Annotated in this window: 9 protein-coding genes; 1 reads left to right on the forward strand and 8 read right to left on the reverse strand. The window is 57.5% G+C overall.

Annotated elements, in window-relative coordinates; all coding sequences use genetic code 11:
- The first annotated feature begins 13 nt into the window (after positions 1–13).
- A complete protein-coding gene (locus ABEA08_RS01005) occupies positions 14–310 on the forward strand; it encodes an ArsR/SmtB family transcription factor (RefSeq protein ID WP_345332336.1) in 297 nt (98 codons plus the stop codon).
- A gap of 100 nt (positions 311–410) precedes the next feature.
- Here the strand turns inward: ABEA08_RS01005 and ABEA08_RS01010 are convergent, their stop codons facing one another.
- The 8 genes from ABEA08_RS01010 to bglX all read right to left on the reverse strand — a co-directional run bounded on the left by ABEA08_RS01010 (position 411) and on the right by bglX (position 18964).
- On the reverse strand, positions 411–1658 hold the full coding sequence (locus tag ABEA08_RS01010; RefSeq protein ID WP_345332339.1) for an IS110 family RNA-guided transposase: 1248 nt from the start codon (positions 1656–1658) through the stop codon (positions 411–413).
- Positions 1659–2209: 551 nt separating this feature from the next.
- Positions 2210–3751 carry a sulfatase family protein gene (locus ABEA08_RS01015; protein ID WP_345332342.1) on the reverse strand — a complete coding sequence of 514 codons (1542 nt, stop codon included), beginning with the start codon at positions 3749–3751 and terminating at the stop codon, positions 2210–2212.
- A 339-nt stretch (positions 3752–4090) separates the two neighbouring features.
- A complete protein-coding gene (locus tag ABEA08_RS01020; protein WP_345332345.1) occupies positions 4091–7648 on the reverse strand; it encodes a hypothetical protein in 3558 nt (1185 codons plus the stop codon).
- 443 nt (positions 7649–8091) lie between these two features.
- Positions 8092–9063 carry a glucokinase gene (gene glk / locus ABEA08_RS01025; RefSeq protein ID WP_345332348.1) on the reverse strand — a complete coding sequence of 324 codons (972 nt, stop codon included), beginning with the start codon at positions 9061–9063 and terminating at the stop codon, positions 8092–8094.
- Between the two features lie 67 nt (positions 9064–9130).
- A complete protein-coding gene (locus ABEA08_RS01030; protein ID WP_345332351.1) occupies positions 9131–10573 on the reverse strand; it encodes a sugar porter family MFS transporter in 1443 nt (480 codons plus the stop codon).
- 352 nt (positions 10574–10925) lie between these two features.
- The gene (locus ABEA08_RS01035) at positions 10926–14441 is read right to left on the reverse strand and encodes a hypothetical protein (protein WP_345332354.1); all 3516 of its coding nucleotides are present in this window, start codon (positions 14439–14441) and stop codon (positions 10926–10928) included.
- Between the two features lie 231 nt (positions 14442–14672).
- Complete coding sequence (locus ABEA08_RS01040) at positions 14673–16370, reverse strand: sulfatase family protein (protein WP_345332357.1); 1698 nt, start codon at positions 16368–16370, stop codon at positions 14673–14675.
- A 272-nt stretch (positions 16371–16642) separates the two neighbouring features.
- On the reverse strand, positions 16643–18964 hold the full coding sequence (gene bglX, locus ABEA08_RS01045) for a beta-glucosidase BglX (protein ID WP_345332359.1): 2322 nt from the start codon (positions 18962–18964) through the stop codon (positions 16643–16645).
- Positions 18965–19011: the final 47 nt, after the last annotated feature.

The following is a 19011-nucleotide window of genomic DNA, read 5'->3' on the forward strand; positions in this document are numbered from 1 at the left end:
CAGAGGCAAAATCGTGGATTCGGTACAAAGTGCGAAAGTATTGAAAGAGTTAGGTCACCCTGAGCGATTACGGGTTTTTCAGGTGTTGTCGGATGTGGGGTTGGAAGGCATTACCGTGGGTGAACTGAGGGATCGGCTGGAGATCAAGGGATCGACCTTGTCGAATTATCTATCGAACTTGGTGGCTGTCGATCTGGTGATTCAAACCCGTGAGGGTAAGTCGATACGTTGCGTCGCCAACTATGACACCTTCGATGCGGTGTTTTGCTATATCCGCGAGAACTGCGGCAAGATGCCTGCCACCTACTGAAGGGCGACCGGTTTCTAAGGCTCAGCAAGGTTTCAAGGGATCGGATAAATTGAAATGGCCAATGGCTGGTTCATGCCCTGAGGCATTCGTCAACTCAGCATCAACCGGTTACAAGCGGAGATCCTCGTAATTGGAGTTGTTGTACGTAACGCTCCTCGTCGTAAAGAGTGTGGGATTTCCAGCAGCGATACAGTACCCGTATCCACTTAAAGGCTAATGCCCTTACCGCGACTTGGTGAGGTTTCCCAGCCGCCCTCGAGCGTTGATAATAAGCACAGGCCCAAGTGGAGTAGTTCACAGACTTCTCTGCCCATTCAACAAAAGACTGGCGCACGAATTTCGAACATTGCCAACGGAAGTGAACCCAACACTTCTTCCCGCTGCGTTGCGTTACTGGAGCTATCCCCGCTAATTGTTGAACATCTTCAGCAGAGCTAAACCGTTCTCGCTTTTCACCAAAGGCAACCAGTAATCGTGGTGCCAAGCAGGCCCCAGCACCGGGCAAAGACCCGAATAGTTCGGCGTCTGGCATCGTGTTGAAGAGTGCTTTTACCTCTTTGTCGTAAATACGGATCGCCTTGGAAAGGTGCAGTAACTGGCCCGCTAGTGCCATGGCTTCTAATTGGTGGGGCATCAGTACTGCCCAATCGTCAGTGAGCTCTCTGGCCTGATACAGCGCTTGGATACGCAGTTCAGTTCGGGGTACACACGGACCACCTCGTTTATTGAAGAAGTGCCGAATGGTACGCTTTTGAGCGGCTTTAACGAATTGAAGTGATGGCCAGCGGAGTATGAACTCACAAAATAGGTCGGTATCGCGGTGAGCAAACAGTTCCAGGATTTGGGGGTAATAATGCTTTAAGCAGCAAATCAATCGATTGGCCAGTCGACGACGATCGTTGACGAACTTTCGACGTGATTCAACCAGTCGCTTCAGTGTCCTGAGCTCTTCACGTTCCAACTCCAAAGGCTTCACTTTATCTGGGTAGCGCAGCATTAGCTCAAGCGCATATTGCGCGTCGGTGGGATCATCCTTGGCCGCACTCAGTGAAAACGTTTCGCGGTAACGCGCTAAAGTGGTTGGTTCAACAGGGAAAATAGTGACGTAATCAAACTGCTGAAGCGCATAAACGATGGGTCCTTGCTTGAGCTCAACAGCAATCGCGATCTTACCTTGGCACTGCAGATGAAGCTCTTCGAGCCATGCTGAAATCGACTCTGGAGAACTGCCGATCTGAGAAAACTCTCGCTCATCTGATTCTGCTAATTGCACGCAGATATCGTGTTTTTGGTCAGCCCAATCAATACCGACGAAAGCACTGTATTTGTTTAAATGCACTGATTTCATTACTCAACCTCCTGCTGGTACAGCACGCGAATTGAGTCCGGCGAATCCAATATTGAGAGCCTGTGGGCAAGCCCTGAGTGTTCGTTTTGAACTCAAAAGACCCAAAAGTTCGAAAATAAACCGGTAATCATCTCAGTGATTGGGGCGTCTATTCGTAACTTTGGGTGCGAGCTTCACTGATCATGGCAAACAGAGCTTTTTCCGTTCAGAGAGTTTGAATGACAATAGTGGGGCGTCCGCTGCCGCTCGTTGGTGGGGAAACACTGTCTGTGGTAGGGCAGCATTAGCGCGGCTCTTTGCGCACGGTGTTGAATAGATGCTGCCGTGCGATCTCAAGGAAAAGACGGAGCGCATTTCAATGCCCCACCTCATGGCGGATTACGCGCGCTTCGCGGCTAATGCCGCCCTACGCTCGACCACCGCCTCGAGGCGTAAGCCGTCCTTACGCCACACCATGAGCAGCGTTCGCGGTTGCCCCCAACAAGCCACAGCAAAAAGCCCCACGATCCTATGACCGCAGGGCTAGAAAAGCCTGAATGGGGATTGAGACGCTAGTTCTGCTGGCGCTGCGCTTGCGCCTTGGCTCTGCGAGCCCGGTTCTCCGCCTGACGGGCTTTGACCTGCTGTAACTGCTGCTCTGGCATCAGGCTGAACTTGTCCGGATAGTCGGATTTGAGCAGCGATAACGCTTGTTGGGGATCGTCGCGGTGCGCCAGCATCGGCAGGACCGGATCCTTATGCGCGACCATCCAATCATTGAGCTTCTGGCGATACTCGCTGATCTTGGCTTGATACTCCGGGTTGTCGATCAGATTATTCAAACTGCCGGGATCCTGGCTCAAGTCGTAAAACTCCTCGGTTGCCCGCTCGCGGAACATCCGTACCCGCTCCAACTGAAGGTCGTCGCCTGGAGCCTGCATCGCCGTAATGATCTGCCCCTCGTTGCCATTGTTGTAGTTGGCCCCCTCGCGACTCCAGGGATTAAAGATGTAGATAAACGCCTTATCTTGGATCGCACGCATCGGCGTCGCGGGTCCCCCCATCTTGTAGTCGATCTGGGTATAGACGCAGTCGCGCCCGGCCTGATCCTCACCGCGCAGCAGCGGGATAAAGGATTGGCCATCAAACTCAGCGTCGATCTCAATGCCAGTGGCGTCCAAAATCGACGGCATAATGTCGACAAAGGAGATGAAGTTGTCTTCATCGACGTAGTCGGTTTGGATACCGCCATTGGGCCACTTGGCAAAGAACTTGGTGCGGCTTGAGAACATGTAGGTGTTGGCCTTGGCGAACGGGAACGCCGAGCCGTTATCGGACAGGAACATCACCAAGGTGTCATCCGCCACGCCCGCGTCTTCGATCGCCTTGATGATCAGGCCAAAGCTGTCGTCCAATCGTCGCACTGAGTTGTAGTAGTGACTGAGCTCCAACCGCACTTGTGGGATGTCTGGCAGGTAGCTGGGCACCACCACCTCATCCGGAGAGAACAGTTTAGAAGGCTTGGTCACCTGCCCCTCCAACATGGGATCGGCCGGATCGTGAAACTCTCGATGGGGATCGTGCGAATTCACCATCAGATAAAACGGCTGGCCCGCCGCCTGACTCTGCTCAATAAACTCCGTGGTGTACTTGGCATAGAGCTGGCCATCGCGACCGGCCCCTAAGTCGTCATAGTCCCGCTCGAAGTGCCACTGATAACCCAGTTCCGGCGTCGAGTGGGACACCTTACCCAACACCCCGGTTTGATACCCATGCGCCTTCAGCATCCCCATCAGGGTCGGGATCCGGGTGTCCTTGAGGTTGACAAAGCCCATCATGCCAGAGTTGATCCCATACAATCCGGTGGCCATGATGGAGCGGCTGGGCATGCAGATGGAGGTGTTGGAGTGGGCGTGCGTAAACGCCACCCCGCCTTTGACATAGGCATCCATGTTAGGCGTCAGATCCGGCAGGCCATCGGTGAAACGACTGAACACCTCATAGCCCAGATCATCCGCCGTGATCAGCACCACATTGGTGGGCACCGGCTCAGCCCCAACCGGCATCGCTATTCCAGCGGCCAAACAGGCCGTCGCTATCCACTCTTGTCTCATGCTGTCTCCGGTGCCAGCCCGGAAAAACTTAGGGCCGATCGATGAAAAAGTACTGCAAAACCAAGCAGCCTACGCGACACGCACCGCATTGCTGAGAGCCGGATCGGAAACTGAATTACCTTTACATTTTGATGGGTTAACTTAGACGCTTGGTGAGTGGGCCCAGGCTTTCAGCCCGTTGTTCCCGGTCATTACCAGCCTTGTTGCTGACGCCCAGACTGCGCAATTAGACGCACTTCTGGCATCCAACCTGCCCTTACTTTGAGTCTCCTTTATGCGCCACAGGCTAGAGAATAAAAAAGCGGCCTTGCGGCCGCTTATCATGAGGTTAACTTCAACTTACTGGTGCAGCGATGGCAAACACCCAGTTGGGCTATCCGCCACGCATTCATCGTCTTTGAACAAACGTTCTTTGTCCAAACGGAAGTCATCGATGTACACCCGGGCCATGCCTGAGATATCACTGCCTGAACGTTTCATCTCCATGCTGATGTCCACCGCGTGATCACCTGGTCGCTTGCGATAGGTGAAGGTACGTTCGCCATAATGACCCGGCAAAACATCCCCCACGTCATTTCGCAAAACGGTTCGCTCATCGTTTGCATCCTTGGCTTCCAGATTGACCGCAAACTTGAAGTCCTTTGCATCCGGCTCAGTCGCATCGGCATGGAAGCGGAACAGGTAACGGGTCCCGACGGGATCGTTTGACACATCGAAGCTTCGCTGCAATGTGGCGGCACTGGTCGCCGTGGCATTGCGCACAAAGCGGATCACTTTGTCACCGCTCACGGCCAGATCGGGATCCGTCACCAACACAATGCCGCTGCTACTGGCCTGCCAGCCATCCAGTCCCTGTGCAAAGTCGCCATTCTCAATCGGCTGCGCCGCGCCGCGCAGGGTCACCGCCGTGCTCTCGAAGGTCACGCTGCCGCTGTTGGCGACAAACTCAATGTGCAGATAGTTAGCCCCCGCAGGTTTTGCGGTTTTCAGCGCCATCATGACGCTGTCGCCTTGCACCGGCTCACTGAAGGTTTCCGCGAGCACCGGGCTGTTCAGCGCTGGGTCAGCGCGCCAGCGCAGACGGAGCTGCCCTTCGCCCTGCTTGGCACCGACCAAGGCATGGACGATGTAACGGGAGCCATCCAGCGCCAAAGCCACATCCAGCGGTTGACTAATGGCGCTCCCTCCGAAGAGTTGCACCGCGTGACTACCGGTCCCGTCAATCACAGCCGCGCTGCCTTGTACCGTCCACCCAGCGGTGCCATTGGCAAAGCTTGGGTTACTAAAGCGTGGCGTCTTGCCATCCAGCTTGTTGACCAGATCGTCCAGCTCGATCCAGTCGCCGAGCGGATCGAGCACCTCATACTCGGCATGGGTCCGTGGCAGCGTATAAGGCGACATTTGGAAGCCATACTCGGTGCGCAAACCGTCCGCATCAATGCCGACAACCTGACGTGGCGTCATGTTGGAGTAGACCAACTGGCCGTCCTGTTCCTCGACATACGGACGGAAGAAATCGCCACGCAACTTATCGATGGTGCCAGGCAAGATGGTTTCCACCAGGCCAATGCCACCATACCAGAAGTCGGCGATGCCCACGGAGCTCATCACAAAGTCGTCGTGCATCATCGACCAGCGGGTCAGCATCTCAATCGATTCACCGCCCGAGGCATTGTTCATCGGCTGGCGACGGCCGTCGCGGTACGCCATATAGCCGCCCACCATGGGCGCGGTGTACTGATGCTGACCAAAGCCCAATACCGCCGGGAAGTGCAAGATATCGTTGGGGTGATCGGACGGGCCATCGTTGTAGTAGCCGCCACAAGGCATTCCATCCGGATTCGGACTCGGACACGCTGGGTGGTTACCGGCGGAGAAGGCGGCAAAATAGGGCGCGCCCATGTCGTCGGTTTCCGCCATGGTCAGGCCATAGTAGTTGTGGTTCTGATCAACCCAGCCATCGCCGTAGAAGTGGTGGTTGAGGATCAACGTCGCGCCCATCACAATAAAGGCGGCGTGGGACGCCATGATCACCGGCTCGCCCTTGATGTAGTTGTCCACCTTAAAGCTGTCGCGATCATAGGTGTACGTGGCGTAATCGCTGGTTACATAAGGGTCCTGCGCGGCACCAATGTCGCCGTAGATCCAGGTTTCATTAGCCATCAGGTTGGCCGCGTTGCCACCGGTGGGTACCGGCCCAAAGTCGTCGTTGGTCCAGGTGATCCGCTGCTCGGCCTGCACCGTATCCATTGCCCGCTTAAACAACTGACGCAGATACTCTTTGTACTGCTGCAGGTTTTCATTGTCCGGATAGAGCTCGGCCGCTTTATACGCCGCCGGCAGATACTTCATGCTGACGTACACCTGCGGCTGCGGATTGCTGGCGTTGGGCTTGCCGTCATTGGCATAAACCCGCACAAAGTGGCCGTCTACGGTGCGCTCACCACCATGGCCCGGGGTCAGGCCAGCGTGGGTGCGGATAAGCAGCTCAACCACCCGCTCGATGTCCGGATCCGGCGCCACCTGATCGATCGCCATCAACAGGAACAGGGCCCAACCAACATTGTCGGCGATGGGGGTTTTGTTGGGGTTGTCGCCGGCCTTTTCGAGCTTACGCATCAGCATGCCGGGCTTGCCGATCAGATCACTGGTACCGGCGATCCCATCGCCCTCCACCAGACTGAAGATCGCCTGCTTATAGCCATCCAGCTCATCGTGCAGCCAGGCATCGTAGCTCAGCCGAGTATCCGTTTTCTCATACATCATCTGGACATCGGCCTGAGCCAGCATCATGCGACCATCGGCGGTGGCGGCGATGTCGCTTACCGCCGCATCCAGCTGCGCGGTATAACGCTTGGGACTCACGGCGCCGCCGCTGCGCAGTTCATCCAAGCCGACGCGTAGGATCTGCTTGTCGTCACCGCTGTGCTGCAACATAAACAGCCCACCGCTGTGCTCGGCGCCGTAGATCCGGCCCATGCTGAGACTGCCCAGCCCTTGCAGTGACGCAACTGACTGCAGCGCATTGCCGTCCGTCGCCATGCGGAACAAGCCCAAGTCAGTGCTGGCGTACAGGGTCTTTGTCACCATATCCACCGCCAGGCCACGCACCGGACTGTCGCTGCCGATCAACTCGCCCTGACCCAACCCCGCTTGCTCGTATACCGCGTTGCGCGTCGCCGGATATCGAACGATCCCGGCGTCACTGCCAACAAACAGTTCACCCTGGAAATAGCTCATGCCCAAACGTGCGCCAGGCTCTGCGCTCAGTGGGCGCCGATCAAACAGGGAGAGGGTGTCGGTATTGGTGTTGTAAGCCAGGATCGCATCATCATCGCCGGCACAGACCGAGAAATAGAGGAAACGACCGGATGGGGTGAAGGTCATGGCGCAGATCCCCTCCCCGTCGCTGACGTTCGCCTCGGGCACCAGCGCCAGGATCTCGGCAGCATCGATGGTTGCGGTCAATGACTCATTGATGTCGCGGATCTCAATGGCCAGCGCCTGACCATCGGCCGCCGCATAGCTGCCCGCCACCTGTGCGGCCGCCACCCAGTCACTCTGGCCGGTCTCAAATGCCCAGTCGCTCAGGCCGATCCCCGCTTCACCCGGAGGTGGCGTCGGACCGGGGCCAGGGCCGGGCTCGCCGTCTTCACAGTCGTCTCCGTCGCATTCTGGCGGTAACGGCTTTCCGGTCTCGCAATCGTAAGCGGTTTCGTCGCAATCGACCGGCGGCAGCGGCACAACCGCTTCACAATCTCCCTCCGGGCAGAGATCGATTTTGTCATTGTCATCGCTGCTGCCACAGGCGGTCAGCATCATGCCGGCACTGAGCCATAGGGCCGTGCGAATGGCTTTGGTTAGCCGATGGGGTATCGGGGCGTGTGCAATATCCATACTTCTTTAGGGAACCTTGTCTTATTATTTTGCGCTGTTGGAATGTTCAGCCGCGTCACCGTGAGCCGCATTCCTTGTGTTTTTTCGACATTCGATATACCCGCACCGCACCATTAAACTCACCGTCCTCTTATTGGGTCGGTTGAGCACCATTAAAGCGGTGCGAAAGGTACATTTCGCCCAGTTAAAGTAACCGACTGGAACAACGCGAGCCAAGTTTAAAAAATCCAATTCGTTAATAATTTACGACATTTACACAAAGTGAGATCTCGCGCCAACTTACAAGTCCCCATTGAAAGTCTACTCACTCCCGGTCGCAAGGCCGCCACCCTCGCAACAAACTCAGCGCGCCACTCTGCCACAAGCCGGACAGACGCAGAGCGAATCAATAGATACAAAAAAGGCAAAGCCGAAGCTTTGCCTTTTTCAACAGTGACAGTGCGTTAGCCGTGATCAAAGAACCAGGCCGCCGAGCCCATCAATGCGGTATCGCTTTTCAGTGCCAACGAGACCGGCACCGGATCCAGATATCCGGTCATGACCCCTTTGTGGCCAAAGGCCTGAGTAAAGTCGCTCTGCTGCAGAAAGTCCTTGATGCGCGGCAAAATGCCGCCCCCCAGATACGCCCCGCCCAGCGCGCCTTGGGCCAACACCATATCGGCCGTCACGCTGCCGAGCCAGCGGCAAAACTCTCGCAGGGTCTCCAGCGCCAGCGGATCGTTGCCGCTTTGGGCCGCGGCGGTGATCTCCGGCGGGGTTTCCAAATGCGCGTCCATCGACAGCAAAATGCCCATGGCCCGGTACAGATTGACCAGACCATTGCCACACAGCACGGTTTCCACCGAGACGTGGGCAAAACGACGACGCAGGATCTCAATCAAGGCCGCCTGACGCTCATTGGTCGCCGCCAGACTGATGTGGCCGCCTTCACAGGCGATGGGCTGCCACTTGTCGCCGCGAGGGCTTAGGGATGCGACGCCAAAACCGGTACCCGGGCCGAGCACCACCATAGGGGCACCTTTGGCGCTGTCACCCGGCTTGACGGTTTGCAACTGATCGTCCGGCAGCAGGGGAATGCTGTAAGCGTACGCCACAAAATCGTTGATCACATTCAGCTTAGGCAGCCCCAAGTGACCGCGCATATCGCAGATATTAGCGTGCCAGTTGAGGTTAGTCAGCGATACCGTCTCCGCGCCAACCGGCCCGGCGACCGCCAAACAGGCGCCATCCAATTCGATGCCTGCCGGCAAGGTGCTCATGTAATGACGCACAACCTGCTCGAGCGAAGCAAAATCCCGGCTAGGAAAGTGGTTCACATGCTCGATGGCGATCTCGCCAGCCACTTTATGTGCCAACGCAAAGCGGGCATTGGTGCCACCAATATCAGCGACGATGATGTGTTTATGCTGTTCCATAGTATTCCAACTTAATGACCAGCCAATGATGTCACGGCGGAGCGCCTAGACGCTCCGCCGTCGTGCATCAGCTGTCGGTCATTTTTTCCAATTCGATGCCTTTGGTTTCCTTGACGAACTTGAAGACAAACAAGAACGCAGCAAAGGAGAAGAAGGCATAAACGCTGTAGCTCATGGCCAAACCCAGACCCGCCAACATCACAGGGAAGCTCATGGTGATCAGGAAGTTCGCCACCCACTGAGCCAAACCTGCGACCGCCAGGCCGGTACCGCGGATCTGGTTGGGGAACATCTCACCCAACATCACCCACATGACCGGACCCCAGGTCATATTGAACAAGAATACGTATGCATTGGCCGCGACCAGCGCCAGCACGCCGTTGTCGCCCAGGATCAAGGTGCCGTCGGCCGCCACCTCGGACACGCCAAAGACGTAGGCCAAAATAGCCAGCATGATCCCCATGCCGATCCCGCCAACGTACAAGAATGGCTTACGGCCGATGCGATCGACGTAGGCGATGGTGATGATACAGGCAACAATCGACACCATAGGACCTAGGATGTTGATCAACAGGGCGTCCTGCTCGGAGAAACCGGCGGATTGCCACATCACGGCACCGTAGTACATCACCACGTTAATACCAACCAGCTGCTGCAGCATGGCCAGACCGATCCCGATCCAGACCACTTTCTTCACCTTGCCTGCACCATCGAGCAGATCACGGAAGGTGGTTTTGTGATGATCGGACGCCAGGGAAGCCTCGATCTCATCCACCTTCTTCTTGCCGGTGACCTTGCCGTACAGCTTAGCCAGCACGCCTTCGGCCTGCTGCTTGCGCTGCATCGCCATCAGATAGCGTGGGCTTTCCGGGATCAACAACAGGCCGACAAAGAACAGGGCCGCTGGGATCATCTCCATCCAGAACATCCAGCGCCAGGCTAGGATATCCATCCACAAGGTGGCGGTAGAGCCGCCAGCGTAGGAGGCCAGGATGTAGTTATTCAAAAACGCAGCAAACAGGCCCAAGACGATGGCCACCTGCTGGATCGAGGTCAGGGTACCGCGATAGCGTGCTGGGGCCACTTCGGAGATGTACGCCGGGGTCATCACCGACGCCGCACCAACGGCAAGACCGCCCAGGATCCGGAAAAACACAAACTGCATGGAGCTTTGTGCGGCACCCGAGCCATAAGCACTGATCAAGAAAAACAGCGCCGCGGCGATCAGCAAGGTTTTGCGGCCGTAGGTATCGGCCAAACGCCCGGCAAAGAACGCACCGAAGGCGCAACCAAGCAGCATGGAAGCCACGTTAAAACCGGTACCGATGTCGTCCGCGCCAAAGGCCTGACTCAAGCCATCGATGGTGCCGTTGATCACGCCACTGTCGAAGCCAAACAGAAAACCACCAAGCGCGGCGATACAGCTGATCAGAACGATGAAAAGGGTATTTTCTTCCTTTTCAACCTGAGTTTGAGAGAGGGGGCCGTTCGCGGCCTGCTGAAGGGTCAAAGCGCTATCTCCAAGAGATTATTGTAGTAATTAACCGTCATAGTGCGGCCGCCAATACTAGCCTTATTGATGCAATAACAACACTGTTAAACATCAAAAAAGGCGAGCCAAAGCACAAATCTTTGCTGAGTTTCCTTTGTAGAGAAACCAGTGTTCTCAGTAGCAAACACAGCAGCGCAGTAAGGACATACTTTGCCGTAGCGTAGCGCTGACAAGGCGCCGTTCAGGCCATCACACGGCACCGCCGATCCCTCCACGCTTAGGCCGTCACACACAAAGTTTACGTTTCACTACCACGCCATTAACGCGAAAAGGGATCCCGTAGGATCCCCGTCATCGTCTGGCAATGGGATTAACGCTGCTTCATCAGCGTCAGCTCCTCAATGAGCACCCGCTCCACCTCACTGCCGGGCTGCTCAGCACGGCGCATTCTCAGGAGCAGCTGGTAGTGCGCATCTTGCGGTTGCTTACGCAGTTCAAACCGGATCGGCCCATCCACTTCCGACTCGATACGTGCTAAGCGCTCATAGCGCCGAACCGTCTGCCCCGCTTCGTCCTTCACCAGTACCTGGATCTCAAACTCAGCGTCGTCCAGTGGTGCCGCCTGCAAACGTAATTGGAACCGATAGCGCGTGCCATCCTGCTCCTTATCCACATAGAGATCACGACGGGCCCAATGCCAGCCTTGACTGTCGCTTGGCAGTTCAAAGCGCAGAGCCTGCTTTCCCGGAAGCTCTCCTTCCACCGGTTCGGTCAATTGGATCTGCTCCGAGGAGACGGTCCAATGCGCCAATCCCTGACTAAAATCGCCATTGCGCAGCTTGACCTCAGCCCCCAAACGCTCCACCGACAAATTGTCGAATAGGAAGCGGTGCGATTCGCCTCGTTGCTGGGCAACGAAGCACAAGCGCAGCGCATTGGCGTCCTTCGGCTTGATGGTCTCCAGCACAAACTCCAGTTGCGGGGTTTCGCCATCGAGCGGCTCGCTGCGCTGTCCGCTCGACTGTCCAACCCACTGCAGGCGCAAGAAGGCTTGATCGGTTGCCATCCCATCCCGCAGCAAGCCGTTGGCGCGGATCCGATAGCGGGTTCGCGGCAGATCCGCCGCCAGCGACAACGACTGGCAAACCGTCAACGCCCCCCGTTGCTCCGCCGAAGTGTGCAACTGCAGAGCGGGGCCGACCAAACCGGCTCCCTCGCCATCCACCACTGCGATCCCGCTCGATGCCGACGTCGTCCATCCATCGAGATCTTGACTGAAATCTGGGTTGATGAAGCCTGGGCTCGCCGCGGTCACATCATTCAGTTCAAGCAGCTCCCCTTTGGGTTGCTCCACCCGAAAGTCCTTAAACGCGTGTGGGTTAACCACGTGAAAGGGACTCAACTGGTAGCCAAAGCTGATGGCTCGATCGTCGGGTGTTATCGCCACAACCCGGCGGGGCGTCAGCTGGGAGTAATGCAATCGCACGCTGCCGTCTGAGCTCAGCGCCAATTGAGGCTCGGCTCGGAAGTAATCCTCTCGCAGCGGTGCCAGCGCGCCCGGTTGCAGCGCTTCCACCAGACCCCAGGCCCCGAGCCACAAGGACGCGAGTTCAGGAGCCTGCCCCTGTGCCGCCGACGGCTCAGCCCCGCGCCACAGCAACTGGATAGGCTCGCCATTTTCCCCCAGAGCTAAGGTTTGTCGACGGCCATCACGGTACGCTTGGTAGGCCCCCACCACAGGTGGCATCAAGCCGTACTGACCCAGCCCAAGCACCAGGGAAAAGTCCGTCTGAGAGGAGCCCGTGCGCGCCGCTGACCGTTCTTGTCCTGGTGCTGCCGATGCGTCGCCAGCGCCAACCATTACGGAGAAATAGGGCAGCCCGGCAGCCTCTCCCTCCGCTTGCGCAATGGCGTAATAACGACGGCTCTGATCGATCTGTTCCGCCGCTTCGGCGAAATGACGCAACAGCGCCGAACGGCTCAGCACCGCTTCGAGCGACGTCATCGGTTGGCGCACCTCCTCGCCCAAGAGCCCCTCCGTCTCGCTGACAGCGGTTTTATCCCCCCGCGCGATCTGAGCCGCACCGAGCAAGGGATCGCGAGCGGCCATCAGCGCCCCATAGACGCTGCTGTGCTGTGCAACCTCAGGCTGAAATTCGATCTCCGCCTGCCGTACGCTCTGCCGGAGCCACTCTTGCACGCTGTTGAGGATCTCATTCTGCGGATAGTGTTGCGCCGCTTGATACAGTGCTGGCACCAGCAGTAGCCAAGGCGACTGCGCCTCGGGCGCGGCCATGTTCAGCCATTCAGCACCCTGTTCTCGCACACGCAGGGCCAAACGTTGCAACGCCACTTCGTGTTGCGGCTCAACGGAGAGTCGGTCGGCAGCGATCAAGATCAGCATGGCAGGCCCGATCAACGCTTTGTCGCTGGCGAAAGCCACATCGGCAGGCGCAGCGCTGACGACGTGAGCCAGCGCAATATATTGTTGCAGCTCATCACGCAGCCAATCATCAAAGCCCAAGCGCTGATCATTGCCATCGGACAAGATCTTCGCTCCCCCATCCGCCAGCAGTAATCGACCATCCGCGGTCGCGGCCAGCGAGCTCAGAGCCGGATCATAGGGTAAGTAAGCACTCGCATTGAGCGCCTCGCCGCTGCGCAGTAAGGCCGTGGGAATGGTCAGGATCTCCGCCTGTGCCCCGTCATTCTGCAACAGATACAGGCCCCCCTGCCCCTCTGCACCATAGGTGCGGGCAAACGCAATATCACGCAGATCCCGGCCGTGCAGGATCTGGCTGACGACCCCATCGGCAAACGGACGCTGGTAAAGCGCCGTCGAGGTTTGCAGATAGAGGATCTGGGCGGGCATATCCACCGCCAAGCCCAAGATCCCCTCACCTTGCGACGGGATCTCATTGCGCCACAGCAGCTCTGCGGGCTGGCCGCTCGCCACTGCGTTAGGGCTGGCGTCCAAGGCCAGCACCCCCGACTGGGTGCCGACCAACAACTGGCCTTGATAGAAGCTCATGCCCAATTGGGGCTGCTCAGCACGATCGGTCAGCGTCAACCGGGCAAACAACGACAAGGCTTGGGTGTTGCTGTTGTACGCCAGGATCGCATCCTCTCGCCCCTCGCCGGTACAGATCCCAACAAACAGATGACGACCACTGCTCGACAGCGCCATGCCACACAGCCGACTCTCGTCGTCCGCTTCGGGCAGCACCTGGCGCAACTGATGGGCCTGCAACACGGCCAAAGAGGCCTGTCGAATGTCACGCAGCTCAATGCGGAGCTCCTGCGGATCCGCCACCGCATAGCTTCCCGCCAGCTGTGCCGTCGCCACCAGTCCAGCCCGGCCCTCAAACGGCCAACTGTCCAGTTGGGCCTGCGGCACGATGGCCGTCGCCTTAAGACCGCTGATCTGGACGTTATCGATATGGGCCTGATGCTGCGGCTGATGTGAGTTGACCACAAAGCGAACGCGGGCGGTGCGGTTCGCCTCAAACCCTAACTGGAACTGCGAGCGCTGCCACGTTGAGTCTTGGGTGCTCTCGAGCTGCTGCCAAGGCCCACCATCAACCGACCATTCAACCCGCAGGCGATCCTCGCCGGACAGCGAAACCGCGCGGCGATCGTACGCCAGCGTCACCTGACGCAAGTTGGTCACATCCAGCGTTCGCACCATGCCAGCGCCCTCACGCAGTAGGGCACCCGTCGCTCCGTCAAACGCCGCTTCTGCCGAGCGCTGCGCCGGTGCGCGACCCGCTCTTCGCCAACCATTGCGGGCCAGTTCATGCTGCTCAAAATCGTCGGCAAAGAGCTCAGCCATTGCATCCGCGGCCTGCAAGGGCTGCCCATAACTGGCGGCATACAGCATGAACATCGCTGTCCATACACCTATCGTTCTCTTGCCCCGCTCCGTCATAGCAGCCCCTTTGATTGTTTCTTATTCATTATTTTTACATTGGGTTTCAGCAACCGATGGCAAAAGGAGTGGCCCTTTGCCATCGGTTTCCACGGTTTCGTTCAAGTCACCGCAAAACCGAAAAAAGGGGCGCAAATGCGCCCCCACTGTCAGTGAAGTCCATCAGGTTTCATCAACCTGTGCGCTCACTCAGTCTTTGATCACCTTGACGACCTTGCGGTCCGCGTCAAAGCTCTCTGGGTAAACCTTGTGCAGCTTCGCTTTTGGCGAGCGGTGCTCACGTAGGTTCATCTTGCGCCACTCATCCATTGGCGGCACATCATACTGATCCTTCAGCTCCGCCATGCGGGTTTTCAGACGCTTGATCTCACCGGCGTACTCTGGGTTATCGATGGCGTTGTTCATCTCCTTCGGATCTTTTTCCAGGTCGTAGAACTCCCAGTCGTTGGTACGGAAGTAGAAGTGCATCAACTTATAACGACCATCGCGAACACCGTAGTGACGGCCCACTTGGTGGATCGCCGGGAACTCGTAGAAGTGGTAGTACAGAGCATCACGGGCTTCTTCGGTTTTGCCGTTGATCACGTCGATCATCGACTCACCGTCCACGTCGTCGTACAGATCAACACCGGCGTATTCGAGGAAAGTCGGCGCGTAATCGATGTTCTGAACCATGGAGTCAACCACGGTGCCTGGCTTGATCTGATTCGGGTACTGGATCAGCAGCGGCGTACGGAAAGACTCTTCGTACATGAAGCGCTTGTCGAACCAACCGTGCTCACCGGTGTAGAAGCCCTGATCCGAGGTGTACACCACGATGGTGTTGTCGGACAAACCATTGGCTTCCAAGTAATCCAAAACCTCACCCACGGACTCATCCACCGCAATGATGGTGGCCAGGTAGTCCTGCATGTAACGCTGGTACTTCCACAGCGCCATCTCTTCGTCAGACCAGTTGGCCTCGTTGGCGTTCATGTAGTCGTTGCGCGCTTGGTAAGCGTCGTTCCACTCTTTGTGCTGCTCATCCGTCATGCGCGCACGCAGGTGTGGCCAGATATCCTGACGCCACTCGGTCTCACCAACACCAGTAGTCATCTTCAGATCGTGACCTTCCTGCGAGTGCAGGTACAAGGTCATCTCCTGGTTCTTCGCCGCTTCGCGACCTTCCCAGTTATCGAAGTAAGTGTCCGGCACTGGGAACTCGACGTTCTCGAAGGTGCGGGTGTGACGCGGCGCTGGCATCCAGTTACGGTGCGGCGCTTTGTGGTGCATGATCAGCGCGAACGGCTTGGACTCATCGCGCAGCTCGTCCAGCCAGTTGATGGTCTTGTCGGTGATCATGTCCGTGGTGTAGCCGTGCTCAGTGTGCACACCCTCTGGGGTGATCCAATCCGGGTTGTAGTACTCACCCTGATCGTTCAGCAGTTCCCAGTGGTCCAGCTTGAAGCCATCTGGCAGCACGTTGATGTGCCACTTACCGATCGCAGCGGTGTTGTAACCGGCGTCGTGCAGGTGGTTGATCCAGGTGTCCTGGCTGCCATCAAAGGTCTGACCGTTGAAGTTAAAGCCGTTCTTATGACCAAACTTACCGGTGAACATCGCCGCACGGGACGGGCCACACAGGGAGTTGGTCACGAAGGAGTTGGTGAACAGGGCACCGTTTTGAGCAATACGATCGATGTTTGGCGTCGGCGCCAACTCGGCCAGATCACTGCCGTACGCGCTCAGGGCACGAACCGCGTGGTCATCACTCATGATGTAGATGATGTTTGGACGCTGCTGCTCTACGGCAGATGCCTGCACGTCCACTTCCGCCGCTGGGCCGGAGCAACCGACCAGGGCAGAGGTACCGGCCAATAAAGCGGTACCTGTTGCTACTTTCTTCATATCGAGTACTACCTACTCTTGGTTTTATTGTACATGGGTGCCGCCAGACAGACCGAGATCGGCCCGACCGCACCCAATCCTAACTGTGTGCGCAATGAGCGAGCATAGCGCAGCGTTTCTTACCGGCGGGCCAGATTTACTCCGCCTTACACTCCATCAACACTCGCTGACAAAGCCGGCCGTTCTCTCCACCAAACTGGTTCGCCGCCGTTGGTATGAGTCCTCGGTGTTTGCAGCCCGCGCAGCATGGTCCAGCCGTCAACGGATACACCTCAATCAACCAGCGTGAAGCGGGCAGATCGCAGCTGATCCGATGCGGTGCCGATGAATAATTCAAACCGGCCCGGCTCCGCTCCCCATTGCATGTCTGCACGATAGAACGCCAGATCCGCCGCCGTCAGCGTAAAACTGACCACCTTCGATTCCCCAGGACCGAAGTGCAGCTTTTGGAAACCTTTCAGCTCTTTGACAGGGCGAGTGGCCGAGCCAACCCTTTGACGGGTATACAACTGCACCACTTCCTCGGCGGCATAATCGCCACTGTTGGTCACCCTGATCTGCGCGGTCAGGGCGCCATCCATCGACAGAGTGTCAGACGATAACTGAAGTTCACCATAATCAAACCGGGTATAACTCAAACCGTGACCAAAAGCATAAAGTGGCGTGTTTGGCGCATCGTCATAGCGGGATTTATAGTGCTCCTGGCGCTGCTTAGGGTTCGTCGCATCGTAAGGTCGACCGGTGTTCTTCATGTTGTAATAGATAGGCACCTGACCCACGCTGCGCGGAAAGGTCATCGGCAACTTGCCGGAGGGGACATGATCGCCGCTAAGCACATCCGCCAAGGCATGCCCGCCCATGGTGCCCGGATACCAGGCATGGAGGATGGCATCAACGTGTTGATCGGCCCATTGCAGATCATTGGGCCGACCGGACATCACCACTAACACCATCGGCTTGCCCAATTGTTTCAGTTCTTCCATCAGCGCCAATTGATTGCCCGGCAGGGACAAGGACACCCGAGACGAGGCCTCACCGGTCTGACGATCGTGCTCCCCCATCGCCAAGACGATCAGATCCGACCGCTTCGCCGCTTCAATGGCCGCTTGAAAGCCCTGCCGATTGCTTGGCGGCACATCATGCTTGTTGCTGGCGCCACGGGCGTAATGGATCGTCAACTCATCACCAAATCGCGCCTCCAATCCCTCTTTCAGCGTCACCGGACGATGACGACGATCGCCCGCGCCCGCCCAGTTCCCCACCATGTCTCGTTTGGAGTCGGCCAGAGGGCCGATCAAGGCAATGGCACCGAGCTTATCGGCTTGGAGCGGCAGGGTTTGATTGTCATTCTTTAGCAGGACAAACGATTTGCGGGCCGCCTCCCGCGCCAACGCCAGATTGTACTCTGACAGCACCTCGGTCTCGGCCCGCTGCGGATCCGAATAGCGATAGGGATCCTCAAACAGCCCCAGCCGCCATTTCATCTCCAACACCCGCCGCACCGAAGCGTCGATCTTCGCCTCAGAGACGCGCCCCTGCTCCACCAGCGTCGCCAGATGACGACTATAGAGCTGCCCCACCATGTCCATATCCACACCGGCATTGAGTGCCAGCTCGGTGGCATGGGCCTCGTCGCGAGCGTAACCGTGCGGCACCAGCTCATTGATGGCGGTGTAATCGCTGATCACCAACCCTTCAAAGCCCCACTGCTGACGCAAGATATCCGTCAGCAAACGCTGAGAACCGGTCGCCGGCACCCCATTCAGATCGTGAAAGGCCGTCATGAACGCCCCCACCCCGGCATCCAGCATCGCCTTAAAGGGCGGCAATTGGGTGGACCAAAGCTCCCTCTCCGACACATCGACGCTGTGATAATCCCGCCCCGCCTGTGCCAGGCCATAGCCGGCAAAGTGCTTCGCCGTGGCCATCAGGGTGTCGTTCGAGGCCAGATCCGCCCCCTGAAAGCCCTTAACCCGAGCCGCAGAGATCTTACTGACCAAATAGACGTCCTCTCCGGCTCCCTCAGAGACTCGGCCCCAACGCGGATCGCGAGTGATGTCCGCCATCGGCGCGAAGGTCCAGTTCACGCCTTCTGCAGCGGCTTCACGCGCTGCCACTGCGGCGGCGGCCTCGATCATCGCCAAATCCCAAGACGCGGCTTCGCCAATGGATTGGGGGAAGATGGTTTTGAAGCCATGCACCACGTCATAGCCGATCAGCAGCGGGATCCCCAAGCGGGACTCTTCCACTGCGATCCGTTGCAATGTTTGGCTCCACTTTGCGCCATAGTGATTGGAAACGGCGCCGATCTTACCCTCGCGGATCCGCTCTTGATGGTGATTGCTGATCGCCACACCATCCGCAGCAAACTGACCCACTTGCAGATCCAGCTGACCGATCTTCTCCGCCAACGTCATCCGCCCGATCAGAACATCGACAAAGGCATCCATCTGGGCCTTATCATCCTGCCAGTGCAGCTCGGATGCCGGTGACGCCGCCTTAATCGGGTTTAGGATCTGACCCGCATCCGACGCCATTGCCAGCGGCAACGCCATCGCACAGGACACCAGAAAAGAGAGGGTATATCGCTTCATCAAGGCTCATTGACTATCAAAAAGGAAGTGATGGACGCAGACATGAC

Source organism: Ferrimonas pelagia (genome assembly GCF_039543565.1).
GTDB classification, from domain to species: Bacteria; Pseudomonadota; Gammaproteobacteria; order Enterobacterales; family Shewanellaceae; genus Ferrimonas; species Ferrimonas pelagia.

What these genes read in the sequence shown, in the direction of transcription:
- ABEA08_RS01010 (WP_345332339.1), bottom strand. Translation starts at nt 1,658, where the DNA reads ATGAAATCAGTGCATTTAAACAAATACAGTGCTTTCGTCGGTATTGAT.
- ABEA08_RS01015 (WP_345332342.1), bottom strand. Translation starts at nt 3,751, where the DNA reads ATGAGACAAGAGTGGATAGCGACGGCCTGTTTGGCCGCTGGAATAGCG.
- ABEA08_RS01020 (WP_345332345.1), bottom strand. Translation starts at nt 7,648, where the DNA reads ATGGATATTGCACACGCCCCGATACCCCATCGGCTAACCAAAGCCATT.
- glk (WP_345332348.1), bottom strand. Translation starts at nt 9,063, where the DNA reads ATGGAACAGCATAAACACATCATCGTCGCTGATATTGGTGGCACCAAT.
- ABEA08_RS01035 (WP_345332354.1), bottom strand. Translation starts at nt 14,441, where the DNA reads ATGTTCATGCTGTATGCCGCCAGTTATGGGCAGCCCTTGCAGGCCGCG.
- ABEA08_RS01040 (WP_345332357.1), bottom strand. Translation starts at nt 16,370, where the DNA reads ATGAAGAAAGTAGCAACAGGTACCGCTTTATTGGCCGGTACCTCTGCC.
- bglX (WP_345332359.1), bottom strand. Translation starts at nt 18,964, where the DNA reads ATGAAGCGATATACCCTCTCTTTTCTGGTGTCCTGTGCGATGGCGTTG.